Annotated in this window: 16 protein-coding genes; 5 read left to right on the top strand and 11 right to left on the bottom strand. The window is 66.9% G+C overall.

Going from position 1 to position 19,944, the window contains the following annotated elements; genetic code table 11:
- Positions 1-5: 5 nt before the first annotated feature.
- The 3 genes from ACZ54P_RS11770 to ACZ54P_RS11760 all read right to left on the bottom strand — a co-directional run bounded on the left by ACZ54P_RS11770 (position 6) and on the right by ACZ54P_RS11760 (position 3,340).
- A complete protein-coding gene (locus ACZ54P_RS11770) occupies positions 6-632 on the bottom strand; it encodes a TetR/AcrR family transcriptional regulator (RefSeq protein WP_061980759.1) in 627 nt (208 codons plus the stop codon).
- A gap of 67 nt (positions 633-699) precedes the next feature.
- Positions 700-1,680: a phosphotriesterase family protein gene (locus ACZ54P_RS11765; protein WP_465461488.1), complete on the bottom strand. Its 981-nt coding sequence runs from the start codon at positions 1,678-1,680 to the stop codon at positions 700-702.
- Between the two features lie 4 nt (positions 1,681-1,684).
- Complete coding sequence (locus ACZ54P_RS11760; protein ID WP_465461487.1) at positions 1,685-3,340, bottom strand: AMP-binding protein; 1,656 nt, start codon at positions 3,338-3,340, stop codon at positions 1,685-1,687.
- 135 nt (positions 3,341-3,475) lie between these two features.
- Here ACZ54P_RS11760 and ACZ54P_RS11755 point away from each other — a divergent pair, with 135 nt between their 5' ends.
- The gene (locus ACZ54P_RS11755; protein ID WP_465461486.1) at positions 3,476-4,276 is read left to right on the top strand and encodes an enoyl-CoA hydratase-related protein; all 801 of its coding nucleotides are present in this window, start codon (positions 3,476-3,478) and stop codon (positions 4,274-4,276) included.
- Positions 4,277-4,547: 271 nt separating this feature from the next.
- Here ACZ54P_RS11755 and ACZ54P_RS11750 read toward each other — a convergent pair whose 3' ends face one another.
- Positions 4,548-5,333 carry an SDR family oxidoreductase gene (locus ACZ54P_RS11750; RefSeq protein ID WP_465461485.1) on the bottom strand — a complete coding sequence of 262 codons (786 nt, stop codon included), beginning with the start codon at positions 5,331-5,333 and terminating at the stop codon, positions 4,548-4,550.
- The gene (locus ACZ54P_RS11745) at positions 5,330-6,082 is read right to left on the bottom strand and encodes an SDR family oxidoreductase (protein WP_465461484.1); all 753 of its coding nucleotides are present in this window, start codon (positions 6,080-6,082) and stop codon (positions 5,330-5,332) included. Before ACZ54P_RS11745 ends, ACZ54P_RS11750 begins: the two co-directional genes overlap by 4 nt.
- 123 nt (positions 6,083-6,205) lie before the next feature.
- Here ACZ54P_RS11745 and ACZ54P_RS11740 point away from each other — a divergent pair, with 123 nt between their 5' ends.
- The gene (locus ACZ54P_RS11740) at positions 6,206-6,820 is read left to right on the top strand and encodes a TetR/AcrR family transcriptional regulator (protein WP_465461483.1); all 615 of its coding nucleotides are present in this window, start codon (positions 6,206-6,208) and stop codon (positions 6,818-6,820) included.
- A 556-nt stretch (positions 6,821-7,376) separates the two neighbouring features.
- Here ACZ54P_RS11740 and ACZ54P_RS11735 read toward each other — a convergent pair.
- The 5 genes from ACZ54P_RS11735 to ACZ54P_RS11715 form a co-directional block, all read right to left on the bottom strand.
- Entirely contained in the window at positions 7,377-8,066 is a 690-nt protein-coding gene (locus ACZ54P_RS11735) for a PIN domain-containing protein (protein ID WP_465461482.1), read from the bottom strand.
- Complete coding sequence (locus ACZ54P_RS11730) at positions 8,063-8,923, bottom strand: ImmA/IrrE family metallo-endopeptidase (RefSeq protein WP_465461481.1); 861 nt, start codon at positions 8,921-8,923, stop codon at positions 8,063-8,065. Before ACZ54P_RS11730 ends, ACZ54P_RS11735 begins: the two co-directional genes overlap by 4 nt.
- 14 nt (positions 8,924-8,937) lie before the next feature.
- Positions 8,938-9,270 (bottom strand): helix-turn-helix domain-containing protein, encoded by a 333-nt coding sequence (locus ACZ54P_RS11725; RefSeq protein ID WP_465461480.1) that lies wholly within the window; start codon positions 9,268-9,270, stop codon positions 8,938-8,940.
- A 1,137-nt stretch (positions 9,271-10,407) separates the two neighbouring features.
- Positions 10,408-11,205: an RNA polymerase sigma factor ShbA gene (gene shbA / locus ACZ54P_RS11720; protein ID WP_465461479.1), complete on the bottom strand. Its 798-nt coding sequence runs from the start codon at positions 11,203-11,205 to the stop codon at positions 10,408-10,410.
- Positions 11,202-11,858 (bottom strand): hypothetical protein, encoded by a 657-nt coding sequence (locus ACZ54P_RS11715; protein WP_465461478.1) that lies wholly within the window; start codon positions 11,856-11,858, stop codon positions 11,202-11,204. Before ACZ54P_RS11715 ends, shbA begins: the two co-directional genes overlap by 4 nt.
- Positions 11,859-13,337: 1,479 nt before the next feature.
- Here ACZ54P_RS11715 and ACZ54P_RS11710 point away from each other — a divergent pair.
- Positions 13,338-17,030 carry an nSTAND1 domain-containing NTPase gene (locus ACZ54P_RS11710; protein ID WP_465461477.1) on the top strand — a complete coding sequence of 1,231 codons (3,693 nt, stop codon included), beginning with the start codon at positions 13,338-13,340 and terminating at the stop codon, positions 17,028-17,030.
- A gap of 39 nt (positions 17,031-17,069) precedes the next feature.
- Here the strand turns inward: ACZ54P_RS11710 and ACZ54P_RS11705 are convergent, their stop codons facing one another.
- Complete coding sequence (locus tag ACZ54P_RS11705; protein ID WP_465461476.1) at positions 17,070-17,198, bottom strand: hypothetical protein; 129 nt, start codon at positions 17,196-17,198, stop codon at positions 17,070-17,072.
- Between the two features lie 266 nt (positions 17,199-17,464).
- On the opposite strand from ACZ54P_RS11705, the gene ACZ54P_RS11700 reads away from it, so the two are divergent.
- Together ACZ54P_RS11700 and ACZ54P_RS11695 are read left to right on the top strand one after the other, a co-directional pair.
- Entirely contained in the window at positions 17,465-18,262 is a 798-nt protein-coding gene (locus ACZ54P_RS11700; protein ID WP_465461475.1) for a hypothetical protein, read from the top strand.
- The gene (locus tag ACZ54P_RS11695; protein WP_465461474.1) at positions 18,255-19,940 is read left to right on the top strand and encodes a hypothetical protein; all 1,686 of its coding nucleotides are present in this window, start codon (positions 18,255-18,257) and stop codon (positions 19,938-19,940) included. The genes ACZ54P_RS11700 and ACZ54P_RS11695 overlap by 8 nt, the downstream gene beginning before the upstream one ends.
- The last annotated feature ends 4 nt before the right edge of the window (positions 19,941-19,944 follow it).

Genomic DNA, 19,944 nt, shown 5'->3' with positions numbered 1-19,944 from the left:
CGCCGCTATTCGGGTCGCAGCGCGGCCAGCAGGAGATCCGCGTAGTGGTCGCCGATCTGGCGGGCCGAGAGCGCGCCACCGCGCCGGTACCAGGAGCCGAGGTGGTGCACCGAGCCGAAGAAGAAGTCGACGATCACGTCGGCCGGTTTGTCGGCGCGGAACTCGCCGGACTCCTGGCCTTCCTCGATCAGCGTGCGGAACCGTTCGTGGTACTTGCGGCGTTCCGCGCGGACGGCCTTCTGCTTCTCCACGCTGAGCTGGTGCATGGACTGCATGAAGATCGTGTTGTCGTCGAGGTTGTCGATCGTGCTGACGACGACATCGGAGGCGGCCGAGCGCAGCCGCTCCCGCAGTGGCGCCTCGCTCGAAGCCACCTTTTCCAGTTGCTCGGTCTGCGCGCGCAGCACCCGGGCGTAGATCTCGTAAAGGAGGTCGTCCTTGGAGCCGAAGTAGTGGTACATCGCACCCTTGGTGACCCCGGCCGCCTCGACGATCTCCTGCACGGAGGTGCGGTCGAAACCCTTCTTGGCGAAGAGTTTCGTGGCGTGGGAAAGCAGCCGTCGCGGCACGGCGGCCTGGTCGTCGCCGCTCGACTCGGCCGTCCCGGCCCTGCGGGTGGTCGCTCGTGTCATGGCCGGCTCCTTTTCGTGCGGACGCTCAGCATACCGGCCGGTTTGTCGAGGTCCGGGGAACGGGACCCTACGCGCCGGTGCGCTCGAAGAACCGGCGGGGGTTGTCGACCAGCATCGTCGTTATGTCGGATTCGCTGACGCCACGCTCGCGCAAGGCGGGCAGGACGTCCTGGGTGATGTGGAGGAAATGCCAGTTGGGTGCCATCTCGGCCATCCGGTCGCGATCGAACCAGTCGATGAAACAGGAGGCGTCATGGGATAGCACCATGCTTTCCGCGTAGCCGCGCTCGCACATCGCCGCCACCGTGCCGACGCGCTCTTCGAACGACAGCAACGGGTCCAGTCCGAACCGGTCCATCCCGAGCAACGAGCCCTTGTCGGCGATTTCGGTCAGGTAGGCGAGGTCGGTGCTGTCCCCACTGTGCCCGATCAGCACCCGGCTCAGGTCGACGCCTTCGGCCTCGAAGATCGCCTGCTGCTCGAGTCCACGCCGGGTCGGTGCGTGCGTATGGGTCATGATCGGCGTTCCGGTCTCCCGGTGCGTCCTCGCGACCGCGCGCAGCACCCGCTCGACGCCCGGGGTGACCCCAGGCTCGTCGGTCGCGCATTTCAGCAGGGCCGCCTTCACCCCGGTGCCGGCGATCCCGTCGATGATGTCGCCGGTGAACAGGCCGATCAACGGGTCTTCGCCGTCGTCGAAGATGAGGCCGGGCCCGCGATGGTGCAGGTAGTGCGGAACGTCGTTGTAGGTGTACAGGCCGGTCGCGACGATGATCCGGAGCTCGGTTTCGGCCGCGACCCGCCGCACGCGCGGGATATAGCGGCCGAGCCCGAGCACGGTCGGGTCGACGATCGTGTCGATCCCGGCGGCCTTCAGTTCGTTCAGCCGCCGGATCGCGTCGGCGACGTGTTCGTCTTCGCGGAAGCCGTCGTGTTCGGGATGGTTCGCCATGAACTCCGGGCTGAGCACGAACAGGTGCTCGTGCATGAGGACGCGGCCCAGTTCGGCGGTGTCGGCGGGACCGCGGACGGTTTCGACCAGGCTCATCGGCTCAGCCCCTGGCCCGGAGTTCACGGCGGAGGATCTTGCCGCTCACCGTCTTCGGCAGCTCGTCCAGCACCTCGACCACCCTCGGGTACTTGTACGCGGCGAGGCGCTCCTTGCAGTACGCGACGAGATCCTGCGGGTCGGGCATGCTGCCCGGCGCCGGGCTGATGTAGGCCTTCACGGTCTCGCCGCGATAGTCGTCCGGGACACCGACGACGGCCGCTTCGCGCACCGCCGGATGCGTGTACAGGACGTCCTCGACCTCGCGCGGCCACACCTTGAAGCCGGAGGCGTTGATCATGTCCTTCTTGCGGTCGACGACGTAGACCCAGCCACGCGGGTCCATGAAGCCGATGTCGCCGGTCAGAAGCCTTCCGCCGGGAAGGGCGGCTTCGGTCGCCTCTGGCCGGTTCCAGTAGCCGGGGACCACCGTCGGCCCTTCGACGGCGATCTCGCCCGCCTTCCCCAACGGCAGTTCCTCGCCGTCCTCACCGAGGATGCGCACGACGGTGCCGGGTACGGGCAAGCCGATCGAGATCGTCCCTGACTCCTCGTCGATGGGCGCCTCCAAGCTGCCCGGCACGACGATGCAGCCCGCGGACGTCTCGGTGAGGCCGTAACCGTTGTGGATGTAATGCCCGAACCGCTCGCGGAACACGTCGACGACGGCCGGCGGCAGCGCGGCCCCGCCGGAGTACAGCAACCGGAACGACGCGAAATGCGCACGACCGACGTCGGGTTGCGCCATCAAGGCCATGTAGGCCGTCGACGGGCCGACCGTGTAGACGGGTTCGTGTTCCAGGAAGGCGTCGAGCACGACACCGGGCTCGAACCGGTACGCGAGCGCGAGCGTGCCGCCGATGTCGATGGCGGAGGCGATCTCGCAGACCATGCCGGTGATGTGGAACAGCGGCGCCAGGCCGAACAACGTGGCGCCTTCGCCGAGACCGCTGAAAATGCGAAGGACGACCCCGCTGGCACCGAGGTTGCCATGGGTGTTCATCGCGCCCTTCGGCGTCCCGCTGGTGCCCGAGGTGTAGCTGATCAGCGCGACGTCGTCCAGGCCGAGGCCGAGGTCCGGGGGCGGATCCCCCGCGGCGGCCCGCGCCACCTTGAGCAGGTCGGCCGCGCCGGGAGTCGGCTCCCGTACGACCCCGCCGAACACGCGTGCGTCGTCGCGGGTCTGCAGATCGAGTTCACTCGTGGTCAGCGCGATCTTCACGCCGCTGCCGGGAACGAGCGGGGCGACACGGCGGTTCCACCCGCTCTGCGAGCACACGACCGCGCTCACCCCGGCGTCGTCGAAGACGTGCTGGAGTTCCCGTTCGCGGTACATCGGGTTGACCGGGACGACGATCCCGCCCGCTTTCCAGGCACCGAGCAGGGCCAACACGAACTGCGGGATGTTCTGCAGGATCACGGCGAGCCGGTCACCAGGAGCGAATCCGGAAGCGATCAGATGCCGCGCGATACCGTCGGAAAGCTCGTCGACCTCGCGATAGCTCATCCTGCCGTCGAAGTAGGCGATCGCGGTGGCGTCCGGCGAATGCTGAACCGCGCGCCGGAAGGACGCCGGGACAGTGGTCGCCTCCGGTGTCGCCGCGGCCTTCATCCGGTCGTCGTAAGCGGCCAGCCACGGCTTCGCATCGTAGGGGCTCATGCAGGCGTCCTCCTTGACAATCCCCACACCGACCAGTCGGTACGACAGACCGTATGAGCAGGTATCAGTGCGCGTCAAGGGCTCGACGAAGACCTAAGCATCCGCTTAGTATGGCTATGAGGCAAGGAGGCCGACGTGACTCAGTCCAATTTGGACACCGTCCGGTTCGCCGTCGACGGCGCCGTCGCCAAGATCACCTTCGACAAACCCGAGCGCGGCAACGCGATGGATCAGCAAATGCAGATCCGCTACGGGGAACTGCTGGGCGAGGCGACGGCCGACCCCGCGGTGCGCGCCGTGGTGGTCACCGGCAGCGGGCGTTCGTTCTGCCCCGGCGCCGATCTGGGCCTGCTGGCCGACGTCTCCTCCAGCACCGCGGCCTCACCGGGCCACGAAGGCTTCCGCAACGTCCTGGCCGCGGCCTATGCCGACGTGCCCGTGGTCGCGGCTGTCAACGGCGGCTGCGCCGGCCTCGGTTTCGTGATCGCCTGCGCCGCGGACGTCCGCTTCGCCGCCGCCGGAGCGAAGTTCACCACCGCGTTCGTACGCCGCGGCCTCATCGCCGAGTACGGCGTCGCGAAACTCCTGCCGGAACTCGTCGGCCGGGGCCGGGCGCTCGACCTGCTGTTGTCCGGCCGCACCTTCACCGCCGAACAAGCGTACGAGTACGGCCTGGTCCAGGAAGTCGTGCCGCCGGAAGAACTCGCGTCACGCGCGCACGCGTACGCCGCGGAACTGGCCACCTACAGCGCGCCTCGCTCGATGGCGCTGATCAAACGACAGGTCACCCGAGAAGCCGGTCTCTCCCTGGAAGAATCCGCGCGCGAAGCCACCGCCTTGATGCACACTTCCTTCACTTTTCCCGAACTGCCCGAGGGCCTGGCCAGCTGGAACGAACGCCGTCCGCCGAACTTCCCGCCCTACCAAGGGGATTAGGTCGCCCGGGACCACCCGCCCCGGGCGACCATCCTGATCAGACCTTGTTGTAGTGGGTCCAAGTATTGAAGCGGGACGAATTCAGGTCGCGCGTCGGTGGCGATGCGGACTGTCCAGCCGGAGTGGCCATGAATGACCAACTCCCGCAAAACCACCGCGTAAGACCCGCTTTAGGTAACCCGATTCGACCGCCGGTCAGAAAAGCCGTGAAGACCCCCTTTCTCGGATCAGCCGAGGAAGGAGGCCTTCACAGCCCCACCCCAGAACCGGCTCACTCGCCGAAGGCCTGCTCCACCTTCCGCTGCAGTTTGTTCATCCCGCCGAGCCAGCGATCGGTTTGCGTGGCCCGCGCGGCGTAGTAGTCCGCGACCTCGGGATGCGGCAGCACCAGGAACCGCTTTTCGGCGATGGCCTCGAACAACGCGTCGGCGACCTGCTCCGGCTGGATCGCCGCCGCGCCCATGAGCAGTTCGCCCGCGGGCCCGCTGTTCTCCAGCATCGCCGTCCGCACGCCTTGCGGGCAGATCGCCTGCACGGTGAGCCCGCGGTGCCGGTAGGTCGCCGAAAGCCATTCGGCGAAGGCGAGCGCGCCGTGTTTCGTCACCGAGTACGACGCCGAACCGAGGCTGGTCAGCAATCCCGCCGCCGACACCGTCGAGATGAAGTGCCCGCGGCCGCGCTCCAGCCACGGCGGCAGCAACAGCCGCGCCGCGCGGACGTGCGCCATCACGTTCACGTCCCAGATCCGCGCCCAGTCCTCCTCGGGCGCGTCAACGCCGCCCATCGGCGCGATGCCGGCGTTGGCACAGAAAATGTCGATCTCGCCGAGGGTTTCGCGCGCGGTCTCGATCAGTGACGCGACACCCGCCTCGCTCGCGGCGTCACCGGCGACGGCGGTTCCGCCGATCTCCTTGGCGATCTCGGCCGCGGCATCCCCGTTCAGGTCGCCGACGACGACGCGGGCGCCTTCGGCTGCGAACCGGCGGGCGAGGACGGCGCCGATGCCGCCGCCTCCGCCGGTGACGACGACACCGGATCCGCTGAGCGACGCGGTCACAGGCCACCCGCCAGCGTCACGCCGCCGTCGAGGACGACGGTCTGCCCGGTGATCCAGCCCGCCTCATCCGACAGCAGGAACGAGACCGCGCTCGCGATGTCCGCCGGGACCCCGAGCCGCTTCATCGGGTACGACGCGGAAACCTCTTCCTCACGGCCTTCGTAGAGCGCGGTCGCGAACTTGGTCTTCACCACGGCCGGCGCGACGGCGTTCACGCGGATCTTCGGGCCCAGTTCGAAGCCGAGTTCCTTGGTGAGCCGGATCAGCGCCGCCTTGCTGACGCCGTACATGCCGATCCCGGGCGACGCGCCGAGCCCGGCGACGGAGGCGACGTTCACCACCGCGCCACCGTGCTCCCCCATCCACGCGTCCCGTGCCCGGCGGGTCCACGAAAGCGGCGCCAGCACGTTGACGGCGAAGATCTTGGCGGCGGCTTCGGGGTCGATGTCGAGTGTGGGCCCGTACACCGGGTTGATGCCGGTGTTGTTGACCAGCATGTCCAGTCGCCCGAAGGCCTCGATGGTCTTGGCGACGGCCTCGTCCTGGTGCGCGGTGTCGTCGGCCTTGCCGGGGACGGCGATGGCCACACCGGGGCCACCCAGTTCGTTGACCGCTTCGGCCAGCGGTTCCGGCTTGCGCGCGGTGATGCACACCTTCGCGCCGCGCTCGACCAGGTCCTTGGCGATCCCGAGACCGATACCCCGGCTCGCGCCGGTGACGATCGCGACGCGGTCCTTGAACGAGTTCACTCTTCGATCTCCTCTGTGTTCACTGGCGACCGCAATCACTAAGCGAGCGCTCACTTACAATGGAAACGTCCGGCGCCGGTGTCAAGCCCACCATCCGGTGCGAGCCTCTGAGAGGATCTGCGGATGACCATGTCGCTGTCGGCCGAACTGTGGCCCGACGTCCAGCCGGAGACGGCACGACGGCTGATGCTGGCCGGGGTCGAATCCTTCGCCCGGCGCGGCTATCACGCGACCACCACCCGGGACATCGCCTCGGCCGCGGGCATGAGCCCCGCGGCGCTGTACGTGCACTTCCCGTCCAAGGCCGCGCTGCTGTTCGCGATCTCCAAATACGGCCACGAGCAGACGCTCTCACTGGTCGAGAGCGTCGTGGCGCGCGAGACCGACCCGGTCGAGCGGATCCGGCTGCTGGTCGAGGACTTCGTCGCCTGGCACGCTCGGCGGCACACCGTGGCGCGCGTCGTGCAGTACGAACTCCACGCGCTGCCGGACGAGGAGTTCGAGGTCGTCGCGAAACTGCGGCGCCGCATCGAGCGGGTCGTGCGCGAGGTCATCGCCGAAGGCACGGACGCGGGCGTGTTCACCGTCGGCGATCCGCGCACCGCCGCGCGGGCCGTGCTCTCGCTCGGCGTGGACGTCGCCCGCTGGTACACCGAGCGCGCTCGCCAGACGCCGAAGCAGCTGGCCCAGGAGTACAGCGAGCTGGTGCTTCGCATGCTCGGCACGAAACTCTCCTGACCAGTATTGATCGACCTCCGTCGGCGATACCGCCACCAGAGTGACATACCAACCGGTCGGTATCGAGAATTACCCGATGAGACGTTGACCACATACTAAGCGGTTGTTAACTTGCCCGGACCTGCATCGCCGCAGCAGCGCCGAGGGAAGGGCATCCAGATGGCCGACAGTGCACAGCACGCCCCTGAAACCGCCCCCGAACCGACGATCACCGTGTCCCAGCGAAGGAGGGCCGCCACCGCCGCGGCACTCGCCTCCTCCGTCGAGTGGTACGACTACTGTTTCGGCAAGGCTGTGACCAGGGGGTTTACCCAGACGCGCCCATTCTGACCTGCTCAAACCCCCTCAGGGGTACTCAACGAGACTCACCCTGGTTCGACCTGCGACGGCCTGGCGACAGCCTGGGCACCACCGCCTCACGGGATCAACAAGCCGTCCAACGTTGCAGGTGACGCAACCGAATCCCGACCTACAGGTACAACCTCACCGTCGGCCGCATCCGCTCGGGTTGTGACAGACAGTGTTCAGAAGGCTGCGCGAGCAGAGCTGTTGCGGTTCAGAGTTCCTGATTCCCGGCGGGCAAAGCTTGAGCTCGATCCGGTCCAGCACCAGGCAGCGTTAAGCCGACGGTGGCATCCACAATTTTTGAGAGAGCAGTTCGGTGGATTCGATCGGTACCAGTCCGTCGTCGAGTCCGCGCAACCGCCCGTACAGCCCGCGCCATTTCACCACGATCTGCGATCATGTTCTGACGAACCGCCAGCTCCAGAACCGTGGTGGTGTTCATCAAGATGAGCGAGCCCACCACGTCGCCGCGATCGCGCATGCGCTGGAGACGGACTCGCTCGAACTCGGCCGTCTTTGCACCGTTGCCGTCGTCGATGAGGACGCGAACATCGTCGCCGGATTCAGCCGCCACAACTGCGTGAGCGACCACCATCAGCTCACCCAGGTCTTTAGGCTGCCGAAGGCGCTGACTCATCGGCAGCGTCGTGATCCGCTGGACTACCTGTTCCAACTGCGGCGTCGGATTATCGGGCAGAACTTCGATCAACTTCTGCGGGAGCTTCCTCCACACGGTCGCAGCCGGAGCGAAACGCTGGTCGCGCAACGCCTTACTCAATACTTCGCCCTGGACGCTCTCCGGTGCAGCGAGCGGACCCACCACTGCAAACAGCAGCCGTTCTCGACCAACGGAGAAGAAGTTCAGGCTCGGGCCAGCATCGATGATCGGCCGATGACTCATTCAGCCCCACGATCGTCGGACTGTTGCGACTCATCCAGCGCACCGAGGATGGCGTCCAGTTCGGCATGGTCAACGTCCACGACGGGCAGATCAGCCGGATTGGCCCACGTCACAGGTCGATCTACAGAAACGACACCAGCAGCCCGCAAATCCTCCTCGACTTCGGCCAGCGGAGCACCTCGCAGCGTGGCAATCGCCTGCGCCGATACCACGGACTCGGCGTAGCCCCTGATTGCGCGAGCAAGCAGACGTTGCGGCGCCCGTCGATGATTGGCTTCCTCTTGCAAAGCCTGGTACTGATCACTCCACCCGAACCGAGTAGCAAGCTCAGGAGTGGTCACACGTATCCACTCCCGCTTGGTCTCAACATCGATGTGCCCGCCCTCGCACAGCTGGATGGCCGCCAACGCCGGTGAGACGAGGAAGCGCTGCACCACAGTCGACAACGTCACCTGTGAGACTGCGCCCTGTTCGGCCAGGAAATCAGCCAGGCCAGCAAGCGGGACCAGCAGATGCCGAGCGAACACATCGGCCCGCCGCTCCACGTCGTCCCGAACTCCCCATTTGACGTCTCGCGGCTCCACCCAGTCGCCGAAGATCACATGGCCCAGTTCATGTCCGAGATTGCTGCGCTGGCGCATCGGGCGGAGACTGCGCGCGACACCGATGAAAACGGCACTGCGCTGTGGGTCACGCATCGTCAGGCCGTGTTCGTCAGGACCCGCATCCAGCACTGCGACATCGACGCCTGTCGTCTGCTCGATCAGCGCTACCAGGTCACCCAACGGCTGGATGCCCAGGCTATGCGTGGCACGGAACTCCTCGGCCGCGGCGCGACCTTCAGCTTCAACGTCCATCTCGTGTCAGCCAGTCACACCGTCGCCGGAACAGCCTGGTCATCCAGATAGGCGTCCAGCTCCAGGAAGTGCAGCAGCGTCGTACGCATCTCCTGCATGTCCGATTCGTTCGTCGATCGTGGCGCGCACTGCACCCGGTCAGCCAATGTCCCAGTGCCAGTCAGCTCAGCGATGGTATGACCGGTGGCCTGCGCGATCGCTGCGATCTCCGGCAGTTTCGCATCCCTCTCGCCGGCGACAATCCGCGACAACGTCGACTGCGAGATACCCGTCGACGCCGCGAGAGCACGCTGGGAGAGACCCGATTGCTTAAGGGCCCGTTCGATCAGTGCCCTGACGTTGGCCATCACAGCCCCCTCCGAGGTTGAATCGTGCCTTAGGCCTGTGATTCAGTGTAGAGGTAAACGTGCCTCAATGCCACCCAAAAACCAGTGGATGGCAACACGGTCCTGTCACGCTCCACGACCGCACTAGCCTCTGTGACCAGCGGTTTTACCTCCGACCACTGTTACCGTCGTAGCACAGCACAGCAATGGTGAGCCCCGTCGCATGCCGCGCCCCACGTGGACAGCATCGCAGAGCCTAGCCCCGGCGCGGTCGTTCTTCCTGCGCATCCGCTTCGGGTGCGACCGCATGCTGCAATGACAGCCAGCGCCCAGCCCGATATCCCCGACCGGGCATCCCGGCGGGTCGCGGCATACCGCGCCTGCGGTTGGTGCTCCAAACCGCACATCCGGTACGGATGGCGTCGCCACCGTTATGTCCACCGCACCGGGCGCAGCCAGTTCGCGTGAGTAGTCCAGCTCAGTCCACAAACTCGGGTCAGGTCGCCGACCGGACACGCCGTAACTGCCTCGGCTGCTTCGAGTGCATGTGGATCGCGGTCGGCGGCCGCGGTGCCACCGGCGCCGGTTGAGCGGCGCGCGGACCTGGCCGGGCGCGGTTGCCCGATTCACCACGCCATCACCGGTCGGGTCAGCAGCGTGGGGAGTCGGCGGCCTGTGTTTGAGGCCCAGCTGAGTCCAGCCGCGACGACGGCAAGCCCGGAGAACGGGTGCAGGATTTGCTCGGCGGGGTGACCGGACATCTGCAGCATCGTGCCGAGACCGAGCACTGCGATAGTCAGGAGTGTGGCGGCCGCGTGGCGGAATCGCTGCGGGAGAGCGACACACGTGCACGGGGCAGGCGGGGAAGGGGTCCATCTGGTGAGGTTCATCGTCGTGTCCTTTGTCCCATAGGTGTTCCGGTTAGGTCCGGACTGCTTCTGGCTTTCGGCGGTGAGTTTGCCCCGCGCAGCGTTGGCTCTACTGTGTGCGCCGTCGGATCCGATTCTGTTTCGAGTCAGGCCCTGGATGATCGGCGGAGCGGAGAACCGGGCTGTCTCCCGCCTTCTCCACGCAGGGCCGTTTTCGTGAACCGGCGCCGCTCGCTCTCCACGACTCCCTTGTCGAGGATCGCTGATTCTTTCCTGGGGCCGCTGTTGCCTAGAACTCATCTTCCTTGACCATCGTCCGGAGACGCGCGAGCGCGCGGTGCTGCGTGACCCGCACGTTGCCGGCGGAGATGCCGAGGGACTCGGCGGTCTCCGCTGCGGAAAGGCCCACAGCGATCCGCAAGGCGAGGATCTCCTGCTGAACCCGTGGCAGTGTGCGGAGCAGCCGGCTCAGTCTTTGCCCGAGATCAAGGTGCAGTGTCTTGGCTTCCGGGCCTTCGCCGATGGAGGGCCGCTCCGGCAGTTCCGGCACAGGCTCGGCGCGTTCGGCGGCGACGACCCGATAGGCATCGGCGACCTTGTTGGCCGCGATGGCATGAACCAAGTACAGGAACGAACCACCCCGGTCGCGGTAGCCCGGAAGCGCTTTGAGGATCGCCATGCACACTTCCTGCGCGACGTCATCGGCGGCGAGGTAGGCCAGGTCGCGTCCTCCCATCCGCGCACGGCAGTACCGGACGACGACCGGCCCGATCATCCGGAGCAAACTTTGGATCGCGGCGGGATCACCATCGCCGGCGGTTTCAACCAGGGGGTCCAGATCCTCTTTGAGGAGCCTTCCGCCGGGCCGGGGCAGGGTTTCCGGTGTGGTGTAGCCCGGGATTCTGTCCGGCGCCGCGTCACCGGGCACGGCCGGTGGGACGGTGGCGCTGTCGATGCGGTCGAGTACGCAGGCCACGGCGTCGGGGTCAGCGCGGTCCGCGAGTTTGCGGGCGCCTCGGGTCCCAACCGAGGAACGGTTGACCAGCCGTTCGGCGGACTTCCCTGACAGGACGGCGGTGGCGCTCATGCCTGGCCTCCCTCGAGTTGGTTCTTGGCCTGTTTGCGGTAGCTACTGAGCATCGTGCGGACGGTGCTCGCGGTGTAGCGAGCGGCCTCGCTGCTGAACATTTCGGCGATCTCGGTCGAGTGATAGCCGAGCACGGAGTAGGTGACGACCAGGTCGACGACGTCGGCCGGGTACTGAACTGTGTTCTTGGCCTTCGGTTTGGGTGCGAGGATGGTGCCGAGCCCGATCCTGGCCAAGGCAACCCGTTCGGCCGACGGTACCGCGGCGTCCCAGGCGAAGTCGGGGATGAAGACGTCTTGATCGCTGCGTTTTCGCTGGTCGAGCTGGCGACGGCACAGGTTGGCGAAGCACAGCACGCATGCGCCGATGAAGTAGGTCGACAGCCGCGCTCCCCGCAGTGGATCCCAGTCGTTGCCGATCAACCCTTTCTTGAGGAACATGTTGATCCCCATGGTGACCGAGTCATTCGCCAGGGCTTGTCGCTCGTCGCGGGTCAGCACAGGTGAGGGCGGCTCGACCGGCCTGCCTTTCTCCGCAGTGCGCCGGTAGATCTCGCCGTTGCAGATCCAGGCGCCGATGATGCTCAGCCCGTAGCCGGCGAGGCGATGCGACAGTTCCGACCAGGTGAATCCGTCGAACCCCTCCTCACGCAACGCCGCCAGCAGCTCGTGGTCATGGTGTGCCAGGGCTGTGGGTCATCGGCGTCCGGAACCATGTCGGCTGTGAACCCTGCGTCTGGCAAGACATTGGATAACAGCTCGTGCAGCTCCAGCCGCCGGCGTGGCAAGTCCTCTGGTCTGGAGAGGACCTCATGTGGATGCGATCGACCCCGCACCGGATGGGGAACGCTGGGCTTATCGGGCTTCATCGGCTGTTCCTTCGCGGGGGACCACAATTTTCACTCGGGAGAGACTCCATGCCCCTCGGCGAACCCGGACAAAGCCTTATAGGTGCGGTCTTCACTGAACTGCACCAACTTTCCGAGAATCCGCCCTCTCAGGAGGGCACGCCATGGCCTGACCACTAGCACCCCCCAGGAAATCCTTGTCAAGATGCGGAGTACACGACAAGGGCCGTACGCCCCTGCTCGAGGCGCTCCACGCTGGCCACAGTGAGCATGCGCGCGTCGGGGTCGGCGGACCGGGAGAGACCGCACCCTGCACACGATGGCTCACGATCGGGAGCGGAGGGTGTCGTGAACGTTCGTCAGGCTCGCCGACACCTTGGTCGCTGATTTCGACATTTCCGAGTCCCTCGACTTCCCGGCCGAGGAGTGCACGGATCTACTCGGCGTGACGGCGGCCGGGTGATCTTGCTGAATCCTCAAGGGGGTCTTGAGGTCGCGGTGACCTCCACCCAGCAGGCGGTCTGCCGGAGCTTTTCGCCGTCGAGACCGATGACGGTCCCTGCGTCGACTGAGTCCGCAGTGGAACAGCGGTCTCCGCGAAGACCTGCGCGGCGAGGCGCACCGGTGGCCGAGGTGACCCTCCTCAAGCGAGCGCATAAGCGACACGGGACCGAATCCGCTTCGCTTTTCGAAGGTCTGGGTGAACTTGCCATCGCCACCGTTTGACCGAACCGGCCAGAACGCCGAAAAACGTATGCGAGGCGCCCTGGGCCTCATCGCCCGACCCATAACCGCAGCCGCCGAATACTTCGAAAATGGCGAAATTCCGGCCGCCTCGATTCACAGCTACCGGCGATAGTCCGCTTCAGCCGATGCGGACTGAACAAGACCGAGTCCTCACGAATCGGCAACAATCGAGCTTGGGAAATATCAGGAAGTGATCTTTCCGCCTTCCCTCCACAACTGCCCCCGAGGGGGCGGAGGAAAGCCTTTGTCGTCGTCGTCACCAGAACTTAGTACGTTCATAGGACTCTCCCGTGACTTAAGTAGGACGGCAGGCTCAGAGACAGTCGATCTTTTCGAAGTCGTGGCGACGGAAGCGATGCACGTAACAGAGACGAGCCTGGACGCGACCCTCTTGCCGTCCGCCAAGAAGTAAGTAGCGAGCGATTCACGCCGAGCCGGACTCCCTCGGCAGCTCATTGAAGAACACCAAAGCGCCAGCGCACGAGGGGTCACGACGAATCCGTACAAGTCCGTACGTGGTGCACGAGCCGGGGTGAGCATGGCATCGAAGGATGAGCGGTCCACAGAAGTCCGTACCCGAGAGGGATTCGCGAAAGAGCTGACGCAGCTGCGGGAAAGGGCCGGCCGGACGATCCGGCAGGTGGCCAAGGATGCCGACCTGCATTTCAGCACGGTCGGTGGCTACTTCAGCGGTAGACATTTGCCACCGCTGAGCCAGCCGGACGTACTGCCGAAGATCCTCGCCGCGTGCGGAGTCGACGACATCGAAGAAGTACGTCGGCTGAACGAAGCGTTGATCCAGGTGCGGCGGTCCGGGCACAGCACACCGGAAGGGACATCCCCTTATCGAGGTCTCGCCGCCTTCGAACCGGACGACGCCGAGTGGTTCTTCGGGCGAGAGGGCCAGATCAGCAGGCTGGTCGCGCAGGTGACCGAGCTGCGGAATTCCGGTGGCGTCGTGCCGGTGGTGGGGGCATCCGGGTCGGGCAAGTCGTCCTTGTTGCGAGCCGGGCTCGTCTCGACCCTGAGACCGGGCTGGCAGGTTGTGCTCACGAGCCCCACGCAAGCACGACCTGAACTCCCGGCCGAGCGGCCGGCGTTGATCGTCGTCGACCAGTTGGAGGAGGTGTTCGGCGGCGAGGTGACCGAAATGCAACGACGCGCCTATCTCGACTGGATGGCGGGCCTGCCCGGATCAGGCGTGGTGGTCGTGTTCGGTTTACGGGCGGACTTCTACCCCCGTGCGTTACGCCATCGATCGCTGCTGGAAGTTCTCCAGCAGAGGCAGCACTTGGTGACGCCGATGAGTCATGACGGTGTGGTCGCGGCGATTACCGGCCCCGCGGACAAGGCAGGCGTAGCGGTCGAACCCGGCTTGGTCGATCTGCTGCTGCGGGATCTCGCTCCGTCGACCCGGGACCCGGATGGGGTCGCCGCCCACGAGGCCGGAGCTCTGCCCCTCCTGTCGCATGCGTTGATGCAGTCCTGGAAGCACGGACCGGCCACGGCCTTGACGGTGGCCGACTATCTGGCGATCGGCGGCATCGAGGGAGCGGTCGCGACTACCGCGGAGGCCGCCTACCAACTGCTGAACCCAGCGCAGAAGGAGCTGGCGAAATCCGTCTTCCTGCGGCTGGTGCATATCGGCGACGGTGTCGCGGACACTCGTCGGCGGGTGGAGGTCGACGAGTTCCTCGGTGGCGCGGACGAGGCCGACCTCGCCCAGGTGCTAGAAGTGTTCGTCGAGCAGCGCCTGGTCACCACCGACCGGGACAGTGTCGAAATCACCCACGAGGCGTTGATCTCCGCTTGGCCACGGTTCCAGTCGTGGCTGGACGAGGACCGGGCGGGCCTCCTGGCCCACCGCAGGCTGACGGTCGCGGCGACGCAATGGCATCGGCACGGGCAGGATCCTGCCTCCACGTTGCGTGGAGTACCCCTCGCACAGGCTGTCGCGTTGCGTGACTCCGCCCGGTTTTCCTTGAGCTCGGAGGAGCTGGCGTTCCTCGCGGTCAGCGAGGAACAGGCAGCAGACGAGCAGCGCCGACGACGCCGGGCAGGCCGTCGGCTACGCGCGCTCACCGTGTTCCTCGCACTGTTGCTGGTGATCGCCAGCGTGCTGGGCGTCGACGCCACACGGCAACGAAGCGAAACCGCCGCACAACGTGATCTCGCGTTGTCTCGCCTACTGGCGCTGCGGTCGGCGACACTTCTGCCCTCGGATCCCGCGCTCGCCGCACAGCTGGCGGTCGCGGCATACCGGACCGCGCAGACGGTGGAGGCGCGTTCCGCCGTGCTCAGTACCACCCGGTTGCCCACGGTGTCACGGCTGACGGGACCGTCGGGAGTGGCGCAAGCCGTGGTGACGCTCAGGGGCGGCCAGGTGATCGCCGCGGCCGGAACCGATGGGCGAATCTGGATGTGGCAGCGCGATGACCAAGGACGCTATCGGCGGCTTCAGGCCTCCACCGAGCCGCACGGCGAGCTCTACGCGCTCGCTGTCGACCCCGGCGGTACCACCCTGGTCGCCGGCGGTCTGGCCGGGATCGTGCACCGCTGGACCGTCACCGACGATCTTCGTCTGCTCGAGCGGCCCGCGCTCCCCGGTTCGCCCGCGCCGGTGCACGGATTGGATTTCAACCGCGACGGCACGACGCTGGCCGTCGGCCTGAGCAACCACCAAGTGCGGCTCTACCAGGCCGACGGGAAGCTCTCGAGCACGCTCGACGCGGGGACCGAGGTACAGGCGGTCCGGTTCGCACCGGACGGAAAGCGGCTGGCCGCCGCCGGAACCGACGGCGTGGTGGTCAGCTGGAAGGCCCCGGGCGAACCGAGCATCAGGCTTCAGGGACCTGCCACCCGGACCTATCGCTCGATCGCGTTCAGCCCGGACGGGTCGACCGTGGCGGCGGGCAACTCCGACCAGTCGGTGTCGATGTGGCGAATCGGTGACGGCGGGCTGGTCCGGACCTTCAGCGGCGGGACCAGCTGGGTCAACGCCATCGAGTTCAGCCAGGACGGACGGTTCGTCGCGCTGGCCAATTCGGACAACGTGGTCCGGTTCGCGGATGCCGCGACCGGTGCGGTGGCGGTCTCGCTGCCGCATCCCGGACCTGTGACCGCCGTTCGGTTCGCGGACGGCGGGACCACCGTGCTCACGGCGGGAGGGGACGGGATCGTGCGGGCATGGCGCGTGCCGGGCCCCGCCTTGGAGGCACCGGGCGACGGCGTGTTCTCGGTCTCGGCAGGCGGCGGCCGAGTGCTCGCCGGGACGAGCGCGACCGCGATGTTGGCCGTGGCCTCCGCGGCCGACACCCTCCGGCCGATCGGTCAGGTCACCGGAACCGCCGGGGCGAAGAGGCTGTCCGGCGCGTCGAACCTGGCGCCGGACGGCCTGCTGGCGACGGTCGCCAGAGCCGATGGGACGGTCGAGTTGTGGGACGTTCGCGATCCGGGGCGTCCCCTGCTCGTCGGATCGCCGTCGCCACCGACCGGTTCAGTCACCCAGATCGTGGGGTTCAACCGGAGCGGCACGATGATCGCCGCCGGCGGGGACGACCACCAGATCCGGTTGTTCGATGTACGGGGAGCCGGGACCAGCCGGCCCGCGGGAGTGCTCCGTGGCCCCTCGGCAAGCGTCTATGGGGTCGCGTTCAACCGGGATGGGACGGTCGTCGCGGGTGCGAGCGTGGACAAATCCGTGTGGTTGTGGGATATCCGCGATCCGGCCGAACCTCGACGGCTGGCCGTCATCTCCGCGCACACGAACTATGCCTACAACGTGTCGTTCAGCCCGACGGCGGATCTGCTCGTGACCGGCAGCGCGGACAAGACGATCCGCGTCTGGGATGTCTCGGATCCACGCGCCCCCAAGGAAACCAGCGTCCTCACCGGCCCTGGCGGCCCGATCATCACCACGGCCATCAGTGAGGACGGCACGGTCCTCGCCGCGGGCGGCAAGGACCGGCAGGTCTGGCTGTGGACGATCACGGACCCACTACGGCCGGTGCTCTCCGCCGCACCGGCCACGGCCGGGGACATCTACTCGGTCGCCTTCACCGAGAGCGGGAAATCCCTCGCTGTCGGCACCTACGATCACCTCGCCTCGTTGATCGTCGCCGACGTGCCCACCGCCATCGGCCGGATCTGTGCCGCTATAGGCGATCCGATGACCGCGGCTGAATGGACCACACATGCACCGGGTACTTCGCCTGCCACCCCTTGCCCGTGAACCTGGTGGTGCGCGGAACGCACCACCAGGTCCGGCGGCTCAGCGGTCGGACAGCTCACGGACGAGCTTGACCACGGCGAGCGCGATGCCGGTCAGCGAGGCCGCCATCCGGACCGCTCGCTGGCGAGGCGGGCGGCGATCCTTGTGCTTCTTCCTCTCAGGGCTCACGAGCGGAGGCCCTTGCCGGGGTCGATGTCGTCGTCTCCGCCGTACTGGATGTTGCTGATGGTGAAGGTCATGACCGGCTACTTCCTTCTCCGTCGCCCGGGGCGAGCCCGGGTTCATCGGGTTGTCGTGAAGAAGGCCGAAGACCTGCGAACGGCGGAAATCCGGCACGAATCATCGGTATGTGCCGGGCGTTCCGGCGGGCAGCCATCCGTCAAGGTGGTTGTGGAGCGGTTCGCCGCCGATCGACCGACGTCAGGAGCCGGTGCATGACCACCGCATGGAACGGTTATTCCACAGTGGACTATCTGCGGGACGAGCAACGACTGCTGTTCACCGTGACGACCCCGGAACCCACCGTGTACCAACGGTTCCATGACGGGCTCGCGGCGATGTTCGTCGCCGACGACCCGGACGGCCCGCCGACGTTCGTCGACATGGACATGCGAACCGATCACGGCGGTGAACTGCCCTGGCTGCTCGGCAGCAGGCTCACCTCGTTGGCGCTCGCGGTGATCAACGGCGAATCACGAGGCGTCATGCTGCAACTCGGTGTCGAGGAGCTGGCCGAGCTGGCCGAACGCTGGGCTCCCTACCGCGCGAACGCGCTCGCCGAGAGAGACTCACAGAAAGGCGCGAGGGCGCGAGCCGGCACCTGGGTACACGGGCTGTGGACCCGTCTCGCGGGCGGAGACCTCTTGACCGCCGTGGCCGCCGCGCTGATCGCTCCCCCGCCGTCGGTCGAACGGAGTTCACCGGCAGGGCGACAGGAGTGGCGAACCGTCGAATTGCCACCGGAACTCGCCGCCCAGGCCGGTGTGGAGCCGACGATGCGCTGGCGGACACTGACCGTGCGCAAGCCGCGGATCACGTTACGGATCACGCGGGTGGACCCGGCACACGAACCCGAGCTGGAACTCGTCGCAGGCTTCGACGACGGCCGTTCGCCATGGGTGCCGTTCAGATCCGAGGCCGATCCCGCCGTGCTGGACGCGGTGCTCGGCATCAGACCGGGCCACGACCGGACCGGTATCCGCTTGCGTACCAGGAGGATCGGCGATGCCTGAGTGGATCGGAGAGTGTGTGGACCAGGTGCTCGCCCTGCTGACGGCCACCGAGCCCGGCCGCTACGAACTCGACGGCTACGCGAAGGAGGAATTCGCCACCGCCATGGCCGAACGCGCCGTGGCGACGGTCCGATACCTGGGGAACAAAGGCACACGCATCGCGCCGAAGGACCGGCCGCTGCTCGTCGCGGCCACCCTGATCCACGGTGAAGCGCGAGGGCGCGTCTACTCCGAAACAGACGACGCGGCGGAGCGGTACGCCGCGTTGCGCGAGCGACGGCGTGCGCACCCTGATATCGACTTCGGCCTGCTCGTCCGGGCGGACGGCTTGACCGATGAGGGGATCGCGCGGCTCAGGGCCGCGAGCGAGGTCGTCGAGTCGCTGAGGTCCCGGACCGTTGCCGATCCACTGCGGCTGACGATGGTCGCCTCGGTCGTCGCGGATCCGGCGGCGACCGCCGCGACGACCGCCGCCACGGTGCTCGATCTGATGGACAGGGCACACGCGGAGGCGATGCGGTTCATCGCGAACGGCAACGACATGACGATCGTTCACCGGGTCTTCAAGAACCTCGGCAACCCCATCTTCTTCGCGGAGACCGTCGCGCTGAAAATCGCCATCGATCGGATGCGTGACGGCTCGACCGGCTCCTTCGACCACGGCGAGATGGCGGCGCTCCTCATCGAGCTGGCCAAAATGTCCAGTGCTTCCGCGATCAGGGACACCAAGCGGTGGGACGGCGGCCAGGACGCCGTTCGCGTGGTGTTCGCGCAGGCGCGGTTCCTCGGCGGGAAGGCGGACGGCGAGCAGGCCGAGCGGGTCTTTCTCGCACTGCATCCGACGCTCGACGGGCTCGTGCTGCGCCGGGCACCTCGTCCGAGGCCCCGCACCGTCGCGATCGCGGCCGTCACTCTGACCAACGCCATGAAACATCACCAGGACGGCATGCTCGACGATCCCGACCTGGTCACACGCCTGGTCGACTGGACCATGGCCGAGCTGTACGCGGGCATCGGCAAGCGCTCCGAATGCCTCTGGATACGACAGTGGATCATCCCCGACGACGCGAGCGGGAAGCCCGGCGCGGACGTACTTATGTTCCGGCTCGACCGGCTGCGCAGGCTGGTCGACAGATTCCTCGAACTGCCGGACACGCCGCCCGTGCTGAACCTGCCGAGCCACGACGACGACGGGGTGATCGAGGTGCGGGAAAGGCTGACCAAGCTGATTACGGCGGCTGTCGGGGACGGGCTGGGCAACCGGGCGATACCAGACGTGGTCGTACCGCCGCTTTGGACGACCAGGGCTTCCGTGATCATCGCCGTCTCACGCAAGCTGTACGCCGAAACCGGCCGCAGGTCACCGAGCGTCGAGGCCAAGGCGAAGATCGCCGCGGCGTTGGCGGTTCGCGCACCACTCCAGTTGAACACGAAGACCGGTGCCGCCGGCCGCGACGGTCCGTGTGACTGCGGTGCTCGCGGGCGCGGCGGATCCGCGCCGTCGGAGGCCGGGCCGTCCGCGGCCTGTCCGCATCGTGGCTGGGAGGACAAGGGCGTCGTCGAGAACTACGCGACATTGAGTCAGCTCGCCGGCATGACTCCGGGCGCGGTACGCCATGCCCTGACCGCCTATTCCGGCCCGGGGGCCGACTGGGTGGCCACAGCGTTCGACGGATGAACAG

Source organism: Amycolatopsis sp. NPDC034160 (assembly GCF_055575355.1).
The sequence above is the reverse complement of the archived record's forward strand: the minus strand, read 5'-3'. Positions and strand labels throughout refer to the sequence as shown.